The following is a 20,640-nucleotide window of genomic DNA, read 5'->3' on the forward strand; positions in this document are numbered from 1 at the left end:
TAGTTTATTCTATCGGTGAAATTTCCGCCAGATATGTTCGTTGATACCGATGAATTGCTTTGAGATGAAGAGACTCCGACCTGAGATCCATCGCCGCTGATGGTAAAATTGTCGTTTATGGAGAACGATCCGGTTTGATTGCTGAGCGATGAATTAAAACCATTAATAGAGTCGGTTAATTCCTGCAGCGATATGCCAGAACTATTTACTGTATTAGCAAGCTGTGACTGCGTTGAGCTAAATGTGCTGGCCGCAGCATTAGCCGCGCTTGAAAAACCAGAAGACCCCAAGTTGTTCGCGACATTAGTAATGGCGCTTATGTCAGAGTTGAGGCTCGATTGTAATGAACTCCACGCTCCGGGAACAGCGCCGGCGGCATTGTTGAGAACACCAGTGACGGCACTCAAGCTGCTTTCGAGATTCTGGATCCCGGTATTTATCTGATTACCTATTGAATTTGCCAGACCGACAATGACATCAAAATGATTTGCAGCCACGCCGGCAACAGTGATGGCATCTCCCAACACTTCCGTTGCCGTCCCGATCTGCTGACCACCTGGAACGGAACCGGCCACGGCGCCTACGACAATTGTGGCATCACCCACTAAAGTCAGGAGATCCGCAGCAACTGTTTGAATCGATTTCAGATTCCAATTTGCCGAATTACCATCATGAATATCGTTGAGCATCACAGCGAATTGTGTACTGAAGGCCCCTTCCCCTGCTGTAATTGCGGCAGCGGCATAATAAGGATTGACGCCTGCTGTGAGGCCAGTCGCTGCAGCTGATAGCTGAGCGGCGACGTTGGCATCCTGTATTGTCGATCCCGTTCCCGTCACGGCGACGTCAACGCCGCCACCTGCGGTGATGCCAAATGTAATTTGGGAGGGCAGTGCCATTTTCTAGCCTTTCATTGGGAAAATTAAATAAATAATACACGCAGACATAGCGAAGCCCAAATACAAACACACTAATAATTTTTTAAAATCTCGACGTATTCCAGAATTATTGGCGCGAACTAAATAATATACAGTGTGAATTATCGATAATATGCACGGAATAACTAATATTATTGAGATAATAATAAATGTTGGAGTTTTTATAATTGGACCAATATTATTATATTTCCCGTAACCGTAAATTAACTCAATGAATGGAGAACAAATAATAATAGCATTTATAAAAAATAAGATGCACACTCTATTAATGTGGTCGATCATTTCTCCAACACCTTATTTAGTTTTTTCATGATTATTTACCCACTGAATTGGGTCGATGCCACCCGAAGGACGCACCGAGCTATCGTGCCGGTGTCAGTGGCCGCTGGCGGCCAGAAGGATCGAGGTCGAGGGCCGGGTGTCGTCGTTGGCGGCGCCCAGGGAGAAAATCAAGGATGAGCCACTGTCGAAAGCAGTGCTGGCCTGGGTTGCCGGGACCAAGCTGGTGGCGCTGCTGACGTCGGTCATGTCCAGACAGCGATTACCCTCCCCTGGGATGTAGCACATGACCGAGGTCTGGTCGCTGATGTCAGCGAAGTTCAATGCATGGCCGATTTCATGCAAAAGGATTTGCGACAGCTTCGCTCCCATGCCATTGCAGATTAGAGCCACCCTTTTTCTTTTCTGGCTCTCGTTAATTTGACCTGAGAACATTATTATCTCTCCTTCATCCCGTCGTGCACATACTCACCCAGCGGCGACAGCAAGTAATCGATCACCCGCCGTCGTCCTGTCTTGATCTCCGCCGTCACCGCCATGCCAGTAGTCAGCGCTTCCTCGCGGCCGTCGACCATCAGGGTGGTACGATCCAGGGCGATGTGGGCCAGATAGGTGGGGGTGGCGCTGGGCGGATGGTCCTCGGCACCGGTCGCCGGGTCACCCCCCGTACGCTGGGCTGCATTTCCGCCGGCCGTGTCGCGCTCCGGCGTTACCGCGTCACGGCTGACATCCAGCACCCGGCCGCGCACCAGGCCATAGCGGGTGAAGGTGAAGGTTTCGATCTTCATCTCCACTTCCTGCCCCCGATGGACGAAGCCGATGTCCTTGTTGTCGACGTTGGCTTCCACTACCAGGGGCACGTCGTCCGGCACCACGACCAACAGCGACTGCGCCGGTGTCACCACGCCACCCACGGTATGGGCGGCCAGCTGCTGCACAGTGCCGCTCACCGGTGCCGCCAGTGTCTGCTGGACCAGGCGCTGGTCGGCCTTGATCAGGTCCTGGCTGTGCTCCGCCACCTTCTGGCTGGCGGCGGCCAAATCCTCCAGCACTTGGTGGCTGTAGTCCGACACCGCCTGGGTGCGCTGTCCCTCCAGTGCCAGGCGGGCGGCGCTGGCTTCCTCCACCCGCTGCTTCTGGGCCGTCAGTTCGTGCTGGCTTTCCACCAGCTTCTGCTGGGTTTCCAGGAAGCTCAGCTTGTTGCCGTATTCCATCTCCATCAACTTGCGTCGCACCTCGACCTGCTGCTCCAACAGCTGGATGGAGGCGGTGAGCTTGGCGGTGGTCACCGCCACCTCCTCCGCTTCCGCCTTCTTCTGGGCGATTTGCTGATCGAGCGCCGCCACCTTGGCCCGCTGCGCCGCCTCCTGCGCCAGGGTGGCGGCGCGGGCGCGCTCCACCAAGATGGGTGGCGCATCCGCAGGTGGGATGAACGCGGCGGCCACCGGCTGGCCGGCGATGCCGGCGCGCAAGGCCGTCAGGCGGGCCACGTCCAGACGCGCCTGGGCCAGGTCGGCCGCCACGCGGTCCCGGTCGGCGGTGGTGGTCGTGCTGTCCAGCTGGATCAGGGCCTGGCCTGCCGTCACATGGTCGCCATCCTGCACGTTGATGGCGGTGACGATGCCGGACTCCAGGGGCTGCACCACCTTCACCCGGCCAGCGGGGACGATGCGGCCGGAGGCGGTGGCGATGATGTCGATATGGCCCAGCCAGCTCCAGCCCAGACCCAGGGTGAAGAAGGCGATGATGGTACCGCCGATGGCGCGTCCCACGGGCGAGGCAGGCGTCTCCATGATCTCCAGCGCCGCCGGCAGGAAGGCCACCTCATCGCCCCGACGCCGGGGCATGGCGCCGCCACGGCCAGCCTTCAACACCCGGATGCCGTCAGCCCACGCCATGGAGACCTCCCTGCAGGCGATGCAGCATGGCATAACGCCCACCGGCGCGGACCAGCTCCTCATGGCTGCCGGCTTCCACCAGCCGGCCCTTTTCCAGCGTGACGATGCGGTCGCAGTGGCGCACGGCCGACAGACGGTGGGCCACGATGAAGACGGTGCGCCCGCGGCACATCTCGGCCAGATTCTCCTGCACCACGCGCTCGCTCTCATAATCCAGCGCGCTGGTGGCCTCATCGAAGATGAGGATGCGGGGGTCGGTGACCAGGGCGCGGGCGATGGCCACGCGCTGGCGCTGCCCGCCCGACAGGCTGGCGCCGCGTTCCCCCACCACGGTGTCGTAGCCCTGCGGCAGGCCCAGGATGAAGTCGTGCGCGCCGGCCATTCTGGCGGCCCGCATCACCTTGTCCAGCGGCATGGCCGGATCGGCCAGGGCGATGTTCTCGCGGATGGTGCCGGCCAGCAGCACGTTCTCCTGCAGCACCACGCCAATCTGGCGCCGCAGCCAGGAAGCGTCGATCTGGGCGATGTCCACCCCGTCCACCAATACCCGGCCCCCTTCTGGTACGTACAGCCGCTGCAGCAGCTTGGTCAGCGTGCTCTTGCCTGAGCCGGAGGGGCCGACGATGCCGATGCTCTGGCCTGCCGCCACCGTCAGGGACAGATCCTCCAGCATGGCCGGCGTGTCGGGGCGGTAGCGGAAGCGGACATGGTCGAACACCACCTCGCCCTTGATACCGGGTAGCGCCGCTTGCCCCGGCGTCGCTTGAGGTTCCGTCGGGGTATTCAGGATGTCACCCAGCCGTTCCACCGACAACCGCGCCTGGTGGAAGTCCTGCCACACCTGGGCCAGGCGCAGCACCGGCTGACTGACACGGCCGGCCAGCATGTTGAAGGCCACCAGCTCGCCCACCGTCATCTTGCCGGCCATGACGGCACCGGCGCCGAAGTAGAGGATGGCGGCCGACACCAGCTTGGAGATCAGCTGGATGGACTGGCTGGCGACATTGCCCAGGCTGGTGACGCGGAAGGCGGCATGGACATACTCCGCCAGCTGGTTTTCCCAGCGCCGCTGCAGCTGTGGTTCGACCGCCATGGCCTTCACCGTCTCGGCGCCGCCCACCGCCTCCACCAGGAAGGCCTGGTTCTCCGACCCGCGGCGGAATTTCTCCTCCAGCCGGCGGCGGAACAGCGGACCGACACCAGCGCTGATGATGGCATAGAGCGGCAGGGACAGTGCCACCACCAGGGTCAGCAGGGGCGAATAGGCCAGCATGACCGTGAGGAAGACGACGGTGAAAACGAGGTCCACCACCAAGGTCAGGGCGGAGCCGGTCAGGAAGTTGCGGATGTTCTCCAGCTCCCGCACCCGGGCCACGCTGTCGCCAACGCGCCGGTTGGCGAAATAAGCCAACGGCAAGGCCATGAGATGGCGGAACAGCCGCGCCCCCAACTCAACATCGATGCGGTTGGTGGTGTGGGAAAAGACGTGGGTGCGCAGGACGTTGAGCAGGCTTTCGAAGCAAGAGACCGCCACCAGGCCAATCACCAGCACATCCAGGGTGCTGACGCCCCGATGCACCAGGACCTTGTCCACCACCACCTGGAAAAACAGCGGCGACACCAGGGCGAAGATTTGCAGGAACAGGGACGCCACCAGCACCTCGCCCAGCAGGCGGCGGTACTTGTGCATGGCCGACAAGAACCATCCCAGGTCGAAGCGCCGCCCCAGGTCACTCAGCCCCAGGCGTTTGGTCGCCAGGATCAGCCGTCCCGTCCATCGCGTCTCGAACTCCGCCCGGCCCAGCACGGTGGGATGGCCCGAAGCGGGATCGACCATCAGAATGCGATCGGCCGCCGCGCGAACCAGTAAGGCGCAAGCCCCATCCCTCAGGACTGCAATGGCCGGCAGGGCGACTATCGCAAGACGGTCCCAAGCCAATGCCGCTTCTTTAGCGCGCAATCCCCTGCGTCGGGCCAATCGAATTAAATCGGCGGGGGATAGGGCACCGTGATGACCGGCTTCATGACGCAACTGGGCGCTGTCGGCGGGCACCCCGTTAAGGGCGAATAAGGCAATCAGCGCCTGCAGATTGGCGTCGCCTTTGGCCGTCGTTTCGCTGTCGCCACCCAGCGAGGCTTCCATATCCATTTCACCATGATGCATAGCGGGGCGACGCGTTCCTGGAGTTGCGAACGGCCCAAGCCTTTCTCTGCCTTCGCTACGTCGCAATTAAAATAAAGTTGCAAATGTGCCAGATATATCCTGTTAACTAGAAACTCAGAGAAAGACGTCAAATCAGTAAATTTCGCGTCATCCTGTCACAGGCCCCGCTTCAGTCTGCGCAATTGACATTTTTACGATTTAAAAATTGCGGTATGCGCCAGCATTATTATTGCGACGCAGCAGAAAATATCGAGCCCGAATCGAGAATCGATCGGATGAATACTAATGTAGCATCCAAATGGCGGTGGTTTCTGTAAAATTCTATCATTTATAATCAGTGTGGCTTCCGGAGCGACGCGTAAACGCCCATCAATTGTGCGTGCCATCCGCGCCCCGTTGGCCCCGCATCGATGTTCTGATGCGTGGCGACAGCCACTACGGTCGCCACGAGGCGATGGCTATCACGGTCGCTCTGCGACCGTGATAGCCATCGGCACAGATAGCGCGGGTTTGCTGCGGGTCCGAACGAAGCTGTATAGGCTACGTCTTCGGCCTAGGCCACAACACTGTCCTGCTTGAGCGGGGGGTAAAAGCGCCTGCGGTACCCTTTCGGGCGTCCGCAGGCGGTCTTGGGGTGCCTCACTGCATCCCGCCAATGGGGACGAGGACCGCGAGGGCGTTTCCATCAGCCGCTGGATCCAACGACGCCAGCTGCTGCATCAGGTCACCCAAGCGCATGGACCGCCGCGCCTTCCTGGCGACCCGCCTCGCCCCCCGGACCCATTGCGTCACCTGAGCCCCCGTGGCGCCGGCGGCGGCGGCGATGGCCGCCACCTGGAACAGATCGGAACCGGGCAGGTCCGTCCCCAGGTGGTGCCGGAAGATGCCGATCAGCGCCGCCGTGTCCGGTACCGGGATGGTGATCACCCGTTCCAGGCGGCCGGGCCGCAGCAGGGCCGGGTCCACCACCTCCGGCATGTTGGTGGCCCCGACGACGACCACTCCCGGCCGACCGGCCACGCCGTCCAAGTGCTCCAGGAGGGCGTTGACGATCTGGCGCTGATAGGTGCTGTTGTACCCGTGTGAGTTGGCCGCGCGGCTGGTGAAACCGTCGATCTCATCAATGAACAGGATGCAGGGGCCGGCCTCGGCGGCCTCGGCGAAGGTGGCGTTCATGGACTTCAGCATCTCACCCTGGTGTCCCGCCGCCTGCCAACTGGCGTGGGAGCCGAGGATCAGAGGCACACCGCAGCTGCGCGCCAGGGCCGCCGCGAACGTAGTCTTGCCCGTACCCGGCGGGCCAGCCAAAACGACGCCGTGCTCAACCGCGTCCCACCCGATCCGGCCCGCGCGGTAGTCGGCCAGGTCCTCGGCCAACTGACGCCCCCAAGCCACCGCTTCATCCATTCCCGCCAGTTGATCCAGCGTCGGCCCCGCCGGAGGTCCTTGAACCTCAGGTGCCGGCGGCGCTTCGGTGGCCGCCTGCATTCCCCGCTGAAAACTCGCCCGTGTGGCAAGGGACTTACGGACCGCAGCCAGCCAATCGTCGGCTGTGATCCCGTCGTACCACCCCACTGCCAAGTCGCCGGGGACCACTTGGCCGGCGAAGGAGTCCGGCAGCAGTTCCCAGGAAAAACTGGGCCACTGTCCCGTCCGGTCGTCGATGAATTGCATGATCTGCAGGTTCGTCGGCCCCGGCAGCCGGGCCTGCCCGCGCCTCGGCAAGCACCAGAACTCGAGGGGCAGGTCGTCGGCTGAGAAAGCCACCCCGACCACGCTTCGTCCCCGATGCCAGGCGTCCGTCACCGCTGCACCTGCGGTATCCCACGAAAGGGGGCCGGGGCTTTCCGGCACCATCCACGGGTCGTCGACGTTATCGACAGTGTCGTCGGCCGTCCGATTGTTCAGCAGGTGGCGGAGGGCCGCCCGAACCGGCCGGAGCCAGCCAACACCCGGTACCAGCAGTAACGCGGCGGTCTGGGCATCGGGGATGACCTGATGGTCACTGCTCTGGGTGCCCCCCAATTGCAGGTCCATGTCCGTACCCTCGATCGTGTCCAGGATCATCCGACGGGCGAACTCTACGTCGATGGGCAGGACGGGGTGGGCGGGCGCCGTGTCGAGCAAACGCTCCACATCGGCGATGGTGAGGCAGTCAAGATTGTCCATGTTTCAGAACTCCTGTTGCAAGCCGTAGGGATCGAAAGAGGGGTTGTGGTCGTGAATGCTGTCGCCATGGCCGCGGGGGTTGGCCCACAGGGGCGTCCGGCCGATGGCGAGGTTGGGTGGTGGGTCGTGGATGTGGCCATAGCACCAGCCTTCCGGCTGGTATCGCTCCACCAGCCAGTCCAAGTGACTGGCGTAGGCGCAGGACCACCGGTCCTGTTGTGCCCACGCCGGCAGGCACCGGGCGGACGGGGCGTGGTGAGTGACCACGACGGTGGGACCGTTGTGCGGGGCGGCCAAGCGCCCCTCCAGCCATTCCACCGACTGGCGGTGGAGGGTGGCCGTGTCCAAGGGGCGCAGGCGGCGGTAGCCACCCTCGGCCACCCGGATCTGCCGATAGTCCCGCATGTGGGGGCTGTAGGCGTCGCCGACCAACATCGCGGCATCGGCCCTGACCAGGCGGTCGTCGGCACCGGCGAACAACCGGACGTCGGTCCAGAGGGTACAACCCAGGAACCGGATGCCGTGGACGACGGCCTCGTCGCGTTCCAGCAAGGTTACGCCCTGGCTGGCCAGCCTGGTCCGCAGCCTATCCATGCCGTCATCGATGCTGCTGCCGAAGATGTCGTGGTTGCCGGCGACGGCCAGCACATGGTCGCAGCCGAACACAGCCCTGGCATCGGGCCAGGGCAGGCCACGGGCCTTGACGTTCAGATCACCAGCCAGGACGACGATGTCGGCCTGCAGGTCGGGGGGTGGTGTCCAGGGGGCGGAATCGAGGTGGAGGTCAGAAAAAAGGGCAACACGGACCATGATGGGGCTCCGGAACTGGCCTGGGGCAGTGCCCAGGCCAGCGAAGCCCAGGCGCGCTTAAGCCGTGGCTATGGCCACCGGCGGACGTTTGGTTTTGGCGCGCATGGTCATGATGATTTTCCTTTATCCGGCGGTCAGAGCGGGATCGGGATACCGCCCTGGGCCTTGAACTCGGTAGCGGCGAGGCAATAGCTGAAGTCGGCGAGCAGGGCCGGCAGCATCAGGAGACCAAGCCCGAGGATGGGGATAGTCAGGATGCTGACAACAACGCTGAAGGCAACGAAGAGAAGGGACCTCTTGAGGTAGTACAGGTCGCCGGATGGTGCCCTGATCGCCCGGATCTGTCGGCCACTCAGCCAGTTTCCGTTCCAATAAATGGTCGTATCGCCTTGGGCGTGGACGTTGAGGAAGCTATCCAATGATTCCGCGATATGAATGTTGTTCAGCACAGTGTTGCCGATCTTTACCACAGAATACTTGCTGAACTTTCCCGCAACGATGCCATTGCCAAGAAGGCTGAGTCGTCCAGTCACTGATCTCATGATGCACCTACGTCTGTCTGGGCGCGCGGCGGCCGGACCGGACGGGCTTTCAAGCCACAAATCCAGGTGGGCCGCCGGCTGGGGCCGGGGGCGGGGAATACGGCAGCCGCCTTGGCGACTGCCTAGCCTTTGGCTTTGACGTAGGGGATGGAACCGAGCATCGGGACCTCGAGAGTCAGGTCGTTCTTGGTGCGGTGGGCGGTGATGCTGTGACCATCGGCTGTGACGATGAACCAGGTGTCGCCATCGTGCTTATAGGTCACCGGGACGGCGGGAAAGCCGTTGCTGGGAACCATAGCACCCGCGGTGAACTCGACTGTTTCACCGAAGATGGCCGCGTCCTGCTGCTCTTTCGTGGCTGCCTTGGACATCTCCCATTTCCCCAGCACCGGGTTGTTGTCGCCGCAGGCGGTCAGCAGCAGGCCGACGCCGGCGATCACGGTGAGGCGGGTGGTGGTGCGGAGCAGGGAGCGCATGGTGGAGGCAATCCGCGTGTGTGGGAGAGGTGGCAAGGGTTTGCGTGAACCGCGAGTTTCGGAAAATTCTAAAACCGAAGTTACGTGCGGATATCAATGAATATACCGTACGCTAGTCCGTTCCGGCAATATCTTTTTCCGCTCATCATGCGGAAATGGACGTTCGAACTCGCGTAGCAATGCGGATCAAGGCCATCCGCAACCGAAGGGGACTCAGTCAAGAAGCCCTAGCGGCTCTTATTGACCGATCGCCCGATGCCATTTCGAACCTGGAGCGGGGAGTATCGCTGCCTGGCTACGATACGCTGGATCTGCTGGCGCAGGGGCTCGGCGTACCCTTGGCTGAATTCTTCGTTGATGAAAAAGGGGACGATCCCCACCGGGCTGAAGCTATGGCTCGTCTGAACGACGCTGCACGGCAGTTGGACAACAAGATGTTGGCGACTGCTGCCGCCATCGTTGAATTGTTGGCCGCAGGGCCGGGCAAACAAGCCTGAGTATGCTTCCGACGGAGGGCGCTGCCCGCCAACAACTAATATTTTTCATCGAGGCAGGCGTAGCGAGTGTGAAGGGCTGTCATGGTAGGCCTATGATTAGGTCTCTGTCGGGCTTATAAAACCACATTATCCTATAATGGGATAATCCGCAATTGGGATTATCGAAAAAATCGGCCTCCGCAATCCGCCGGTTTTCATGCCCAAGTCCCTTCGTTCGCCCCAGCAACAGCAACTGCAAAGCCTACTCATCGAATTGCGCAAGGCGAAGGGCCTGACGCAGACCGAGGTGGCGACCCGACTGCGCCGCCCTCAGTCTTTCGTCGCGAAATACGAAGGAGGCGAGCGGAGGTTGGACGTTGTGGAATTCATCGAAGTGGCTCAGGCGCTGGATGTGGATGCCTGCTTGGTGCTCGGTAAATTGATCCATCGGCCATCGCCAGCAACTGAATGAGTCGCCGTCTGAAGGCTCGTCGGCGCTGAAACGATCCCTATGCAATAAAGTCCACCAGATATTTGGACGCTTGTCTGGTCGCCACTGGGGCAATTGTGTGAAAACAGGCACGATGGGTCATGATCGGCCGTAGCTATCGTCCAGGCGTACGATATCGTCTTCGCCTAGATAGGCACCGGACTGGACTTCTATCAACTCCAACTGCAGCTTACCTGGGTTTTCCAGCCGATGGACACTGCCGCAGGGTAGATAGACCGACTCGTTCTCCCGTACGAGTAGCTCTTCGCCGTCCTTTGTCACTAGGGCGGTGCCGCTAACAACTACCCAGTGCTCCGCCCGGTGATGGTGCTTTTGCAGTGACAGTTTGCCACCGGGCTTCACCGACAAGCGCTTAACCTCATATCGGTGACCCGATAATAGGCCGTGGCTGGATCCCCAGGGGCGATGGACTTTGCGGTGCTCCAGATACTCTGTCCGCTTTTCGCGTTTCAACGTATCGACCACACATTTCACGTCTTGCGCGCGGTCGCGATGGACCAGAAGGACGGCGTCGTCAGTGGTGACCAGGATGACATCGTCCACCCCCACCACGGCCGCCACACGGCCATCGTCACAGCGTACGTAGGTATTCTTTGCATCGACATGTATGACGGCGCCGACGGCGGCGTTGCCGTTCTCATCCTTGGCGCTGATATCCCAGAGCGCCGACCAAGTACCGACATCCGTCCAGCCAATATCGGCAGTCACCATGGCGGCCTTGTCCGTCTTCTCCATAATAGCGTAGTCAATAGACAGGTTGGGAGCCTTGGCGAATGCGCCCGCGTCCAGGCGGAGGAAATCCGAATCCCGTTTGGCAAGGTCCAGAGCTTCGCGCACAGCAGTTAGAGTTTCCGGGCTATGCTTGCGCAATTCTTCGATCAGGAGCCGTGCCGGCATCATGAACATGCCGCTATTCCAATAATAATCACTATTGGCGATAAACGACTCCGCCCGCGCCAGATCCGGCTTTTCTGTGAAGGCGACGACGTGGAAACCGTCGCTTGCGCCTTCAATGGGCGCACCCCGCTGGATATAGCCGTAGCCCGTCTCTGGGTACTGCGGCTTGATCCCGAAAGTCACCAGATTCCCCTGGGCGGCCAAACGATGGGCGTTGGTCACAGCTGCCTGAAAGGCCAGTTGGTCAAGAATGGCATGGTCGGCGGGCAGCAGCAGCAGGATAGCGTCCGGGTTAGCGTCGCAGGCGACCAGGGCGGCTACGGCGGCTGCAGGCGTGGTATTGCGACCTACTGGCTCCAGAATGATGGCCGCCGGCTGGATGGCGATGTCTCTGAACTGCTCCGCGATAATGAAACGATGGTCTTCGTTGCAGATGATCAAGGGGCTCGCGAATCGCGATGTTTCAGACACACGCCGCGCGGTGTCCTGGATCAGCGACTTGCTGCCGTATATCGTCTGCAGTTGCTTGGGATGGCGCTCGCGCGACAAAGGCCACAGCCGCGAACCGACGCCCCCGGACAAGAGGACAGGCTGGATGAGACCCAATGGCGCAACATTGCCGCGCGGGCCAGCGCCATTGTCACCAATTGTCACGATGTCCATAATGAAATGCCTTTGAAGGATATATATCTCAATTTAAGACAATATAGCAGCAAGGGAACACGTAATGAAGCCAGAGAATGAGAATTGATGTTAATGCGTTCATTCTTATGGAGGGGCGCCTGAAAAATCGGAATAAGCTTTATTCAGGCTGGGAATTTGGGCGTCTAACGGATGATGGAACCCAGGCTCGGGCAGTGTGTCTCATATGAAGGGTGCCATTATCCCTCACGCGCGATCAGGTGCAGGAATGACCCCGCCACGCTGCCCCGTCGGCTGCCCAAGGGGCCCAAGTCCGTGCCATCGGCGGCCTCGGCGGTCAGCAGGGGTGCATCGGCGCCGGGGCTCAGGACGCTGGCGTAATGGAACTCATGGCCCCGGAAGCGGCTGCCGGCCGGGCCCAGGGCCATGTCGCTCAGGGTGGTGACCAGGCGGTAGCCCAGGTGCAGCTTGCGCTTGGCGAAGCTGGTTTGGACCGATAGCAGGCCCAGCATCTCATGCGCCTGGCCATCGGCATCCACTAGGACCTCGCCCAGAGTCATGTACCCGCCGCATTCACCGAAGATGGCCGCACCCTGCGCGGCGAGGGCGCGCATCCTTGCCTTGAAGGTCTGCGCGGCCGATAGGCGGCCGGCGTGCAACTCGGGATAGCCGCCGGGCAGCACCACCGCGTCGGCGTCGGCGCCGGGCGCCTGGTCGGCCAGGGGGGAAAAAGGCAACACCTCCGCCCCCGCCGACCGCCAGCCTGCCAGCACATGCGGATAGACGAAGCTGAAGGCCGCGTCGCTGGCCAGGGCGATGCGCTGCCCCGGTGGTGGCAGGGCAGGCGGGGCGACACCAATTGGGGCCGGCGTATAGGGCACGGCCAGGGCCGCCAGACGGTCCAGATCGACATGGCTTTCCACCCAGGCGCCCAGAGTGGAAAGCCGCTCGGCCAGGGCATCGGTTTCCGACGCCTGCACCAGGCCCAGGTGGCGCTCCGGCAGGGCATGGCCGGGGGTGCGGGGCAGGGCGCCCAGCACCGGAATGCCCAGGGCGTCGATGGCGCCCTCGATCAGGCTGCGGTGGCGGGGGCTGGCGATGTTGTTCAGCACCACGCCGGCCACGCGCACATCGTCGCGATAGGTCGCGAATCCCTTTACCACGGCCGCCACCGATTGCGACGCCCCGCGCCCGTCCACCACCAGCACCACGGGCCAGCCGGTGCGGGCCGCGAGGTCGGCCGTGGCGCCGTTGCCCCAGGCGCCCACCCGGGCCACGCCGTCGAACAGGCCCATCAGGGCCTCGCAGATCAGCAGCTCGCCACCCGCCGCTGCCTGGGCCGCCAAGCCATCGACCAGGGCCGGTTCCATGGCCCAGCTGTCCAGGTTCAGGCTGGGGTGGCCGCAGGCGGCGGCATGAAAGGCGGGATCGATGTAATCCGGCCCGGACTTCGCGGCCCGCACGTCCAGCCCCCGGGCGCGGAAGGCCGCCAGCAGGCCCAGGGTCAGGGTTGTCTTGCCGGAGCCCGAGGCGGGTGAGGCGATGATGAGGCCCGGGGCGATGCGCTCAGCCATGGGATGCCACCCCCAGCCAGTCCAAGGTGCCGCGCAGTTCCGCGATGGCGCCGATGACGATGATGGCGGGTGGCGCCAGGCGGCTGTCGGCCAGGTCCTGCGCGCAGGTGGCCAGGGTGCTGGTCATCACCTTCTGGCGCGGTGTGGTGGCGTCACAGATGACGGCCACGGCGGTGTCGGCTGCCAAGCCACCCTCCATCAGCGCCGTGGCAATGCCGCCCAGACCCCGCCACGCCATATACAGGATCAGCGGCGCCTTGGTGGCGGCCAGGGCCGCCCAGTCCGGCCCGTCGCCCGCGGACTGGCCGGTCACCAGGATCACGGCCTGGTTGGCGGTGCGGTGGGTGGCGGGAATGCCGGCATAGGCGGGGCCCGCCAGCCCGGCGGTGATGCCTGGCACCACCCTGAAGGGCAGGCCGGCGGCCACCAGGGCCAGTGCCTCCTCACCCCCCCGGCCGAAGACGAAGGGATCGCCCGCCTTCAGTCGCAGCACGCGCAGGCCTTGCCGTCCCAGTTCCACCAGGCGCAGGCTGATATCCTCCTGCGCCGGGGAGGGGCGGCCGCCGCGCTTGCCGGCGAATTCCTTCACCGCGGCGGGGTTGGCCAGGTCCAGGATGCGCTCGTCCACCAGCGCGTCGTAGACGATATGGTCCGCCTGGCGTAGAGCATGCAGGGCCAGCAGCGTCAGCAGGCCGGGGTCGCCCGGTCCCGCACCCACCAGCCAGACGCTGCCGGGCTGGAAGTCGGGAAAGGCCAAGGTCGGTAGGGTCAGGTCAGTCATGATGGACGTGGACGGCGATATCGATACGGAGGGGACGGACGGGCGCGCGCTGCGCCCAGGCTGGACCACCGGCGCCTGCGCCACGGCGGCAGCGGCGGCGGCCACGGCGGCCTTGTTCGGCGGTGACTTTCCGGACCCGGTGACCATCACTCTGCCCGGCGGGCAGCGTCCGGCCTTCGCCCTGGCCGTCACCGAGCGTGGTGACGGCTGGGCCCAGGCGGGCGTGATCAAGGACGCGGGCGACGATCCCGACGTCACCCATGGCGCCTTGGTACGGGCGTACGTCACGGCGGGCGCGGCGGGCAGCGGGGTCACCTTCCGCGCCGGTCCCGGTGTCGGCACTGTGACTTTGCCCGGCTTGCCGCTGCCGGTAGGCGAGCCCGCCATCAACCCCGTGCCCCGCGCCATGATCCGCGAGGCGGTCACCGCCGTGGCCCAGGCCGCCGGTCGTCCGGCGGACCTGGTGGTGGAAATCGGCATCGACAATGGCGAGGTGCTGGCCCGGCGCACGATGAACGCGCGCCTGGGCATCATCGGCGGCCTGTCGGTGCTGGGCACCACCGGTATCGTCGTGCCCTATTCCTGCGGCGCCTGGATCGCCAGCATCCATCGCGGCGTGGATGTGGCCCGGGCCGCCGGCCTGCCTCATGTCGCCGCCTGTACTGGCCGCACATCGGAGGCGGCGGTGACCCACCGCTACGGCCTGCCGGAACAGGCGCTGCTGGACATGGGCGATTTCGCCGGCGGCACGCTGAAATACCTGCGCCGGCATCCCGTGCCGCACCTGACCATCGCCGGCGGCTTCGCTAAGCTGGGCAAGCTGGCCCAGGGTCTGATGGATTTGCATTCCAAGCGTCACGCGGTGGATCTGGACTGGCTGGCCGGCGTACTGGCTGACCTGGGCGCTACGCCTGAGCTGGTGGCCCAAGCGCGCGGCGCCAACACGGCGCTTGAGGTGCTGCAGTTGGCCGACGCCGCCGGCTTGGCCGTGGCGGACCGCGTGGCGGAAATGGCCCGCGCCGTGGCGCTGCGGGTGCTGGAGGATGCGCCCATCACCGTCGACGTGATCGTCATCGACCGTCAGGGCGGTATCATCGGGCAGGCCGGTGGCGTGGGCCAGACTCACTCCCCCCTCCCGCGATAGCGGCGCTGATAGCCGGCGTCGTAAAGCGCGCTGGCGCGGAAATCCTCGGTCCCCAGCGTCTTGCCCACCAGGATCAGGGCCGTGCGCTCAATGGGGTTGGCGGCCACCTGGGCACCGATATCGGCCAAGGTGCCGCGCAGCACCCGTTCCTCGGGCCAGGAAGCGCGATAGACCACCGCGGCCGGGCAGTCCGCGCCGTACAGCGGTGTCAGGCGCGCCACCACGTCGTCGATAACATGGATGGACAGGTGGATGGCCAGCGTGGCGGCGGACTGGCCCAGCACCTCCAGCGTCTCATTGGCCGGCATGGCCGACGCCCGGCAGCCGGTGCGGGTGATGACCAGGGTCTGGCTGACCTCCGGCAGGGTCAGCTCGCGGCCCAGGGCGGCGGCGGCGGCGGCGAAGGCCGGCACGCCGGGGGTGATGGTGTAGGGGATGCCCAGGTCCTTCAGGGCCCTCAACTGCTCACCCAGGGCGCTGTACACCGACAGGTCGCCGGAATGCAGGCGGGCGACGTCCTGGCCGGCGGCGTGTGCCGCCTGGAACTCGGCCACGATCTCCGCCAGCGACAGCGGGGCGGTGTCGACGATGCGGGCATCCGCCGGCGCATGGGCCAGCACGGCGGCGGGGACCAGCGACCCGGCATAAAGGCAGACGGGGCAACGGGCGATCAGGTCGCGGCCGCGGAGGGTCAGCAGGTCGGGCGCGCCGGGGCCGGCGCCGATGAAATGCACGGTCATGGGAGGATGCCTTCGGAACAGGCCACGGCGCAGGTGCTGCCCGGCCCCTGGATGCGGGCCAGTATCAGGCGGGCGTTCGGATTCTGCGGGGCACCGCAGGCGGCCAGCGCCGCCGCTTCCGCCACCGGGGGCAGGCCGTGGCCAGGGGCGGCGCTGGGGGTGGATGTGGTGACGGCGCGCAAGGCGTCCTCCCTCAGGCCCAGCAGCGGCAGGCCCAGCGTGGCCGCGGCCTGCACCAGGCCTGGCTCATCCATCTTGCCGGCCAGAGTGTTGAGGGTGAGGCCGGCGGGCGGCGCGCTCCAACCCAGGCGGGACCACGCTTGGGCCAGCAGATCGAGGATCTCCGCCGTCTCCACGCCCCGGCGGCAGCCGATGCCGACAGCGGTCGTCATAGCGGCTTCTCCACCCGCCACAGCGTGACGGGCATCAGGGGGCGCCAGCCGCGAAAGCCGCCCAGCGGGGCGGCGCGCTCCACCGACAGGCGGGTCAGCGATCCGCCCAGCGTGGCCTGCCGGCGGACAAGGTCGGCCTCCGTTTCCAGCGTCACGGCCGTGGCCACCAGCCGGCCGCTCGGGCGCAGGGCCTGCCAGCACGCCTCCACCACGCCGGCACCCGTCAGGCCCCCACCGATGAAGACGGCATCCGGTTGGGGCAGATCCGCCAGCGCATCCGGAGCGGCCCCTTCGCGGAAGTCCAGATTGGGTACGCCGAAGGTCAGTGCGTTGGCGCGGATGGCGGCCATGCGGTCGGCCCTGTCCTCCACCGCCACGGCGCGGTTGGCCGGGTCGGCCAGCAGCCATTCGATGGCGATGGAGCCCGAGCCGGCCCCCACGTCCCACAGCATCTCCCCGCGCCCGGGGGCCAGGTGCGACAGGGCGACGGCACGCACCTCGCGCTTGGTGATCTTGCCGTCGTGCTGGAACCAGTCGTCGGGCAATCCCGGGCTGCGTGGCAGGATCCGCGCGCCGGGGGCGACGGCGCAGGTCAGCGCGATGGTGTTCAGGTCCTGGATATCGCCGTCTGACCAGACTTCGGCCGCGGCGGCGTTCACCCGCTCGCGAGGGCCGCCCATGGCCTCAAGCACCTTGAGCGTGCTGGGGCCGAAGCCGCGCTCGCGCAGCAGGGCCGCCAGCTTGGCCGGCGTGGTGCCGTCCCAGCTCAACAGCAGCAGGCGGGCTCCGGGGAACAGGTAGGGGATCACGGCCTCCAGCGGGCGACCGTGCAGCGATAGGCAGGCGACATCCTGCAGGCCCCAGCCCAGGCGGGCGGCCGCCAGGGTGAAGGCCCCGGGTGCCGGCAACACCCGCGTCTCCGCCGCGGGCACCTGGCGGGCCAGCGTGGCGCCGATGCCGAACCAATGCGGATCACCGCTGGCCAGGACGGTCACCGCCTGGCCGCGCCGGGCCAGCAGGGTGGGGAAGGCGTCGCTGAGCGGGCTGGGCCAAGCTAGACGCTCCTGCCCCGCCGTCTCCGGCACCAGGGCCAGGTGGCGGGTACCGCCGACCAACAGGCAGGATCCGGTCACGGCGGCCCGGGCGGCGGGCGACAGGCCCCCCCATCCATCTTCGCCAATGCCGACAATAGTCAGCCAGGGGGTGCCGGTGCTAGTCATAGCCGGCACACGGGAATAAGGACGGACAATGCGGATATTGGTCCTGGGCGGCACGACGGAGGCGCGACAGCTGGCGGCCCTGCTGGCGGAGGACGTGCGCTTTCAGGCCATGCTGTCGCTGGCCGGCCGTACCCGTGAACCGGCGCCCCAGGCGCTGCCCACCCGCATCGGTGGCTTCGGCGGTGTTGCGGGCTTGGCGGACTATCTGCGGGCGGAGGGCGTGCGGGCCGTCATCGACGCCACCCATCCGTTCGCCGACCAAATCAGCGCCAATGCCGAGGCGGCCTGCGCCGCCGCCGGCGTGCCCCTGGCCGTGCTGAGCCGCCGCCCCTGGACGGCTGGCGCGGGCGACGACTGGCGCCGGGTGCCCACCATGGCCGCTGCCGCCCAGTTGCTCGCCGGCCTGCTCGATACCGTCTTCCTCACCGTGGGGCGGCAGGAGCTGGAACCCTTCCTGGCCATGGATCGCCGTTTCCTGGTGCGCGCCGTGGATCCGCCGGATGTCCTGCCAGCCGGTGCCACCCTGGTGCTGGACCGGGGTCCTTACACGCTGGACGGCGAAATGGCGCTGATGCGGGACTACGGCGTCGGCACCCTGGTGACCAAGAACAGCGGCGGCGATGCCACAGCGGCCAAGCTGCAAGCCGCACGGTCCTTGGGCCTGCCCGTGGTCATGGTCGACCGGCCGCCGGCTGGAACCGCACCCCGGTTCTATACCGCATCCGACGCTGTCGACTGGCTGGCCGCTCACAGCCCCTCCGCCGAATAATAGCTGCGCGGTGTGTAGACCCAGACGTCGCCTAGGTTGTCTCCCCCCTTGCGCGGCAGCAGCCGGGTCTGGCTGGATCCGATCAGGACCAGGGTGCGCATGTCGGCCGTGGCCGGGTCGCAGGCGGCCAGGGTGGTGATGGTGATGTCCTCGTCATGGCGGCCCACGGCGCGGGCCAGCACTACCGGCGTCGCCGGGTCCTTCATGCTGCGCAGGGTGTCCAGCGCGGCACCCAGCTGCCAGGGGCGGGCCTTGGAGATGGGGTTGTAGAGGGCGATGACGAAGTCGGCCTCCGCCGCCAGGCGCAGGCGCTTCAGCACCACGTCCCAGGGTTTCAGGTTGTCCGACAGGGACAGCACGCAGAAGTCGTGCCCCAGCGGCGCGCCCACCCGCGCGGCGGCGGCCAGCATGGCGGACACGCCGGGGCACACCCGCACCGGCACCTCGGCCCAGGCGGGATCGTCGCCGGATTCCAGCGCCTCGAACAGGGCCGACGCCATGGCGAAGACGCCGGGGTCGCCGCCCGACACCAGGGCCACCTTGCGGCCCGACACCGCCAGGTCCAACGCCAGACGGGCGCGCGACAGCTCTACCCGGTTGTCGGAGCCGTGGCGGCGGTGGAAGCTCTGCGGGATGCGGTCGAGATAGGGGCCATAGCCCACCAGGTCGGTGGCGCCGGCCAGCACGTCCGCCACCTCCGGCGTCAGCCAGCGGTCGGGGCCGGGGCCCAGGCCGACGACGGTCAGCGAACCGAGGGCGCTCATTCCGCCACCTCGGACTTGGCCGCCTGGGGGGCGGTCAGCACGTCGCCGCGCTTGCCCTGGCCGGGGATCAGAATCATGGCGAAGTAAGGGGCGACGTCGGGCGCCTCGGCCAGGGGGTGCACCCGCTGGGTCTCGGTGGTGCCGCGCTCCACGTACCAGGCGCGGCCGGTCAGGCCCAGGCTTTCGATCACCCGGCGCACCTTGGGCAGGTTGCCGCCCAGCTTCATGACCGCCGCGGCGTCGGCGCGCCCCAGGGCCGCCGCCAGTTCCGCTTCCCCCAAGGTGCCGGGGATGACGGACAGCACGTCGTCGCGGATGGTCAGGGGAATAGGCAGCTGCGCCGCACAGCCCAGGATGGAGGGGACGCCCGGCACCACTTCCGCCCGGAAGCGGTGCGCCAGGCGCAGGTGCAGGTGCATGTAGGACCCATAAAAGAACGGGTCGCCCTCGTTCAGCACCGCCACGGACGTGCCGGCGGCCAGCAACGCCGCCAACCGTTCCGCCTGCTCATCGAAGAAGCCCTCGATGGCGGCGGCATAGGCGGGGCTGTCCGGCGGCAGTTCGGTGGTGACGGGGTAGACCATCGGCACCTCCTCATGGGTGCCATCCAGATGGGCGGCCGCGATGCGCCGGGCTTGGCCGGGCCCACCGCGCTTGGCGAAATAGGCCACCACAGGGCAGGCGCGCAGCAGGCGCACCGCCTTTAGGGTCATCAGCTCGGGGTCACCAGGGCCGGTGCCGATGCCGTAGAGAGTCCCGGGAATAATGTCGGCCATGGCGCTCACTCCCGGTCCGAGGCCAGGGCGTTGACCGCCGCTGCCGCCATGGCGCTGCCGCCCCGCCGGCCGGCCACGGCCAGATAGGGCAGGCCCCAGGGGTTGGCCGCCAGAGCGTCCTTGCTCTCCGCCGCCCCGACGAAGCCCACGGGGAAGCCCAGGATGGCGGCGGGACGTGGGGCGCCGGCTGCGATCATCTCCAGCAGGTGGAACAGAGCGGTGGGCGCGTTGCCGATGGCAACCACCGCGCCCGCCAGATGGGGTCGCCACAGTTCCAGAGCCGCGGCGGAGCGGGTGGTGGCGAGGTCCTGCGCTAGGGCGGGCACGGCGGGGTCGGTCAGGGTGCAGATAACGGGATTGTCGGCGGGGAGGCGGGTGCGGGTGACGCCGTGCGCCACCATCTGGGCGTCGCACAGGATGGGCGCGCCGTTGCGCAGGGCGGCGCGGGCAGCCGCCCCCACGTCGGATGAGAACAGCAGGTGCTCGGCTGTCTCGACCAGCCCCGCAGCATGGATGATGCGCACGGCCACGGCGCGCAGATCCTCAGGCAGATGGTCCAGCCTGGCCTCTTCCCGGATGATGGCGAACGACCGGGCGTAGATGGCGGCGCCATCGCGGATGTAATCGTACTGCGGGGGCGCGCCTCGGCTATGGGGCTCGGGACTGGACACGGGGCGG

The 20,640-nt window shown here is 65.6% G+C and carries 21 protein-coding genes; 5 read left to right on the forward strand and 16 right to left on the reverse strand.

The genetic code is table 11. The features are described from left to right. Positions 1-138: 138 nt before the first annotated feature. A complete protein-coding gene (locus FBZ87_RS29360; protein ID WP_186454972.1) occupies positions 139-444 on the forward strand; it encodes a hypothetical protein in 306 nt (101 codons plus the stop codon). Between the two features lie 869 nt (positions 445-1,313). Here the strand turns inward: FBZ87_RS29360 and FBZ87_RS25315 are convergent. The 7 genes from FBZ87_RS25315 to FBZ87_RS25345 form a co-directional block, all read right to left on the reverse strand. Beyond that, entirely contained in the window at positions 1,314-1,541 is a 228-nt protein-coding gene (locus FBZ87_RS25315; RefSeq protein ID WP_145613369.1) for a hypothetical protein, read from the reverse strand. 113 nt (positions 1,542-1,654) lie between these two features. Then, complete coding sequence (locus FBZ87_RS25320) at positions 1,655-3,115, reverse strand: HlyD family type I secretion periplasmic adaptor subunit (RefSeq protein WP_211107184.1); 1,461 nt, start codon at positions 3,113-3,115, stop codon at positions 1,655-1,657. Then, entirely contained in the window at positions 3,102-5,279 is a 2,178-nt protein-coding gene (locus FBZ87_RS25325) for a type I secretion system permease/ATPase (protein ID WP_342780934.1), read from the reverse strand. The genes FBZ87_RS25320 and FBZ87_RS25325 overlap by 14 nt, the downstream gene beginning before the upstream one ends. A gap of 639 nt (positions 5,280-5,918) precedes the next feature. After that, positions 5,919-7,448, reverse strand: coding sequence for an AAA family ATPase (locus FBZ87_RS25330; RefSeq protein WP_145613371.1), 1,530 nt, complete (start codon positions 7,446-7,448; stop codon positions 5,919-5,921). A 3-nt stretch (positions 7,449-7,451) separates the two neighbouring features. Continuing rightward, complete coding sequence (locus FBZ87_RS25335; RefSeq protein WP_145613372.1) at positions 7,452-8,258, reverse strand: metallophosphoesterase; 807 nt, start codon at positions 8,256-8,258, stop codon at positions 7,452-7,454. A 134-nt stretch (positions 8,259-8,392) separates the two neighbouring features. Next, the gene (locus FBZ87_RS25340; protein ID WP_145613373.1) at positions 8,393-8,800 is read right to left on the reverse strand and encodes a hypothetical protein; all 408 of its coding nucleotides are present in this window, start codon (positions 8,798-8,800) and stop codon (positions 8,393-8,395) included. A gap of 122 nt (positions 8,801-8,922) precedes the next feature. Then, positions 8,923-9,276, reverse strand: coding sequence for a hypothetical protein (locus FBZ87_RS25345; RefSeq protein WP_145613374.1), 354 nt, complete (start codon positions 9,274-9,276; stop codon positions 8,923-8,925). A 179-nt stretch (positions 9,277-9,455) separates the two neighbouring features. On the opposite strand from FBZ87_RS25345, the gene FBZ87_RS25350 reads away from it, so the two are divergent. Beyond that, on the forward strand, positions 9,456-9,773 hold the full coding sequence (locus FBZ87_RS25350) for a helix-turn-helix domain-containing protein (RefSeq protein WP_186454973.1): 318 nt from the start codon (positions 9,456-9,458) through the stop codon (positions 9,771-9,773). 196 nt (positions 9,774-9,969) lie between these two features. After that, on the forward strand, positions 9,970-10,224 hold the full coding sequence (locus FBZ87_RS25355) for a helix-turn-helix domain-containing protein (RefSeq protein ID WP_145613376.1): 255 nt from the start codon (positions 9,970-9,972) through the stop codon (positions 10,222-10,224). A 117-nt stretch (positions 10,225-10,341) separates the two neighbouring features. Here FBZ87_RS25355 and FBZ87_RS25360 read toward each other — a convergent pair whose 3' ends face one another. The 3 genes from FBZ87_RS25360 to cobA form a co-directional block, all read right to left on the reverse strand. Beyond that, a complete protein-coding gene (locus FBZ87_RS25360; RefSeq protein ID WP_145613377.1) occupies positions 10,342-11,823 on the reverse strand; it encodes a mannose-1-phosphate guanylyltransferase/mannose-6-phosphate isomerase in 1,482 nt (493 codons plus the stop codon). Positions 11,824-12,041: 218 nt separating this feature from the next. Next, positions 12,042-13,376, reverse strand: coding sequence for a cobyrinic acid a,c-diamide synthase CobB (locus tag FBZ87_RS25365; RefSeq protein WP_145613378.1), 1,335 nt, complete (start codon positions 13,374-13,376; stop codon positions 12,042-12,044). After that, complete coding sequence (gene cobA / locus FBZ87_RS25370; RefSeq protein ID WP_145613379.1) at positions 13,369-14,157, reverse strand: uroporphyrinogen-III C-methyltransferase; 789 nt, start codon at positions 14,155-14,157, stop codon at positions 13,369-13,371. Before cobA ends, FBZ87_RS25365 begins: the two co-directional genes overlap by 8 nt. Position 14,158: 1 nt before the next feature. Between cobA and FBZ87_RS25375 the strand changes: the two genes are divergently transcribed. Further along, complete coding sequence (locus tag FBZ87_RS25375) at positions 14,159-15,301, forward strand: cobalt-precorrin-5B (C(1))-methyltransferase (protein WP_145613454.1); 1,143 nt, start codon at positions 14,159-14,161, stop codon at positions 15,299-15,301. Here the strand turns inward: FBZ87_RS25375 and cobM are convergent. From cobM to cbiE, 3 genes are read right to left on the reverse strand one after another with little or no spacing between them, the layout of a single operon-like run. Next, the gene (gene cobM, locus FBZ87_RS25380; RefSeq protein WP_145613380.1) at positions 15,280-16,041 is read right to left on the reverse strand and encodes a precorrin-4 C(11)-methyltransferase; all 762 of its coding nucleotides are present in this window, start codon (positions 16,039-16,041) and stop codon (positions 15,280-15,282) included. The two genes, FBZ87_RS25375 and cobM, sit on opposite strands and share 22 nt — an antisense overlap. Continuing rightward, positions 16,038-16,433, reverse strand: a complete 396-nt coding sequence (locus tag FBZ87_RS25385) for a cobalamin biosynthesis protein (protein ID WP_145613381.1) — start codon at positions 16,431-16,433, stop codon at positions 16,038-16,040. Before FBZ87_RS25385 ends, cobM begins: the two co-directional genes overlap by 4 nt. Further along, a complete protein-coding gene (cbiE, locus tag FBZ87_RS25390) occupies positions 16,430-17,653 on the reverse strand; it encodes a precorrin-6y C5,15-methyltransferase (decarboxylating) subunit CbiE (RefSeq protein ID WP_145613382.1) in 1,224 nt (407 codons plus the stop codon). The genes FBZ87_RS25385 and cbiE overlap by 4 nt, the downstream gene beginning before the upstream one ends. Positions 17,654-17,681: 28 nt before the next feature. Between cbiE and FBZ87_RS25395 the strand changes: the two genes are divergently transcribed. Beyond that, positions 17,682-18,422, forward strand: a complete 741-nt coding sequence (locus FBZ87_RS25395; protein WP_145613383.1) for a cobalt-precorrin-6A reductase — start codon at positions 17,682-17,684, stop codon at positions 18,420-18,422. Here the strand turns inward: FBZ87_RS25395 and cobJ are convergent. The 3 genes from cobJ to FBZ87_RS25410 are packed head-to-tail and all read right to left on the reverse strand — an operon-like array spanning position 18,401 to position 20,633. After that, complete coding sequence (cobJ, locus tag FBZ87_RS25400; protein WP_145613384.1) at positions 18,401-19,186, reverse strand: precorrin-3B C(17)-methyltransferase; 786 nt, start codon at positions 19,184-19,186, stop codon at positions 18,401-18,403. The two genes, FBZ87_RS25395 and cobJ, sit on opposite strands and share 22 nt — an antisense overlap. Next, positions 19,183-19,962, reverse strand: a complete 780-nt coding sequence (locus tag FBZ87_RS25405; RefSeq protein WP_145613385.1) for a precorrin-2 C(20)-methyltransferase — start codon at positions 19,960-19,962, stop codon at positions 19,183-19,185. The genes cobJ and FBZ87_RS25405 overlap by 4 nt, the downstream gene beginning before the upstream one ends. 5 nt (positions 19,963-19,967) lie before the next feature. After that, on the reverse strand, positions 19,968-20,633 hold the full coding sequence (locus tag FBZ87_RS25410) for a precorrin-8X methylmutase (protein WP_246134598.1): 666 nt from the start codon (positions 20,631-20,633) through the stop codon (positions 19,968-19,970). Between the last annotated feature and the right edge of the window lie 7 nt (positions 20,634-20,640).

This window comes from Nitrospirillum amazonense (assembly GCF_007828035.1).
Taxonomy (GTDB): domain Bacteria; phylum Pseudomonadota; class Alphaproteobacteria; order Azospirillales; family Azospirillaceae; genus Nitrospirillum; species Nitrospirillum amazonense.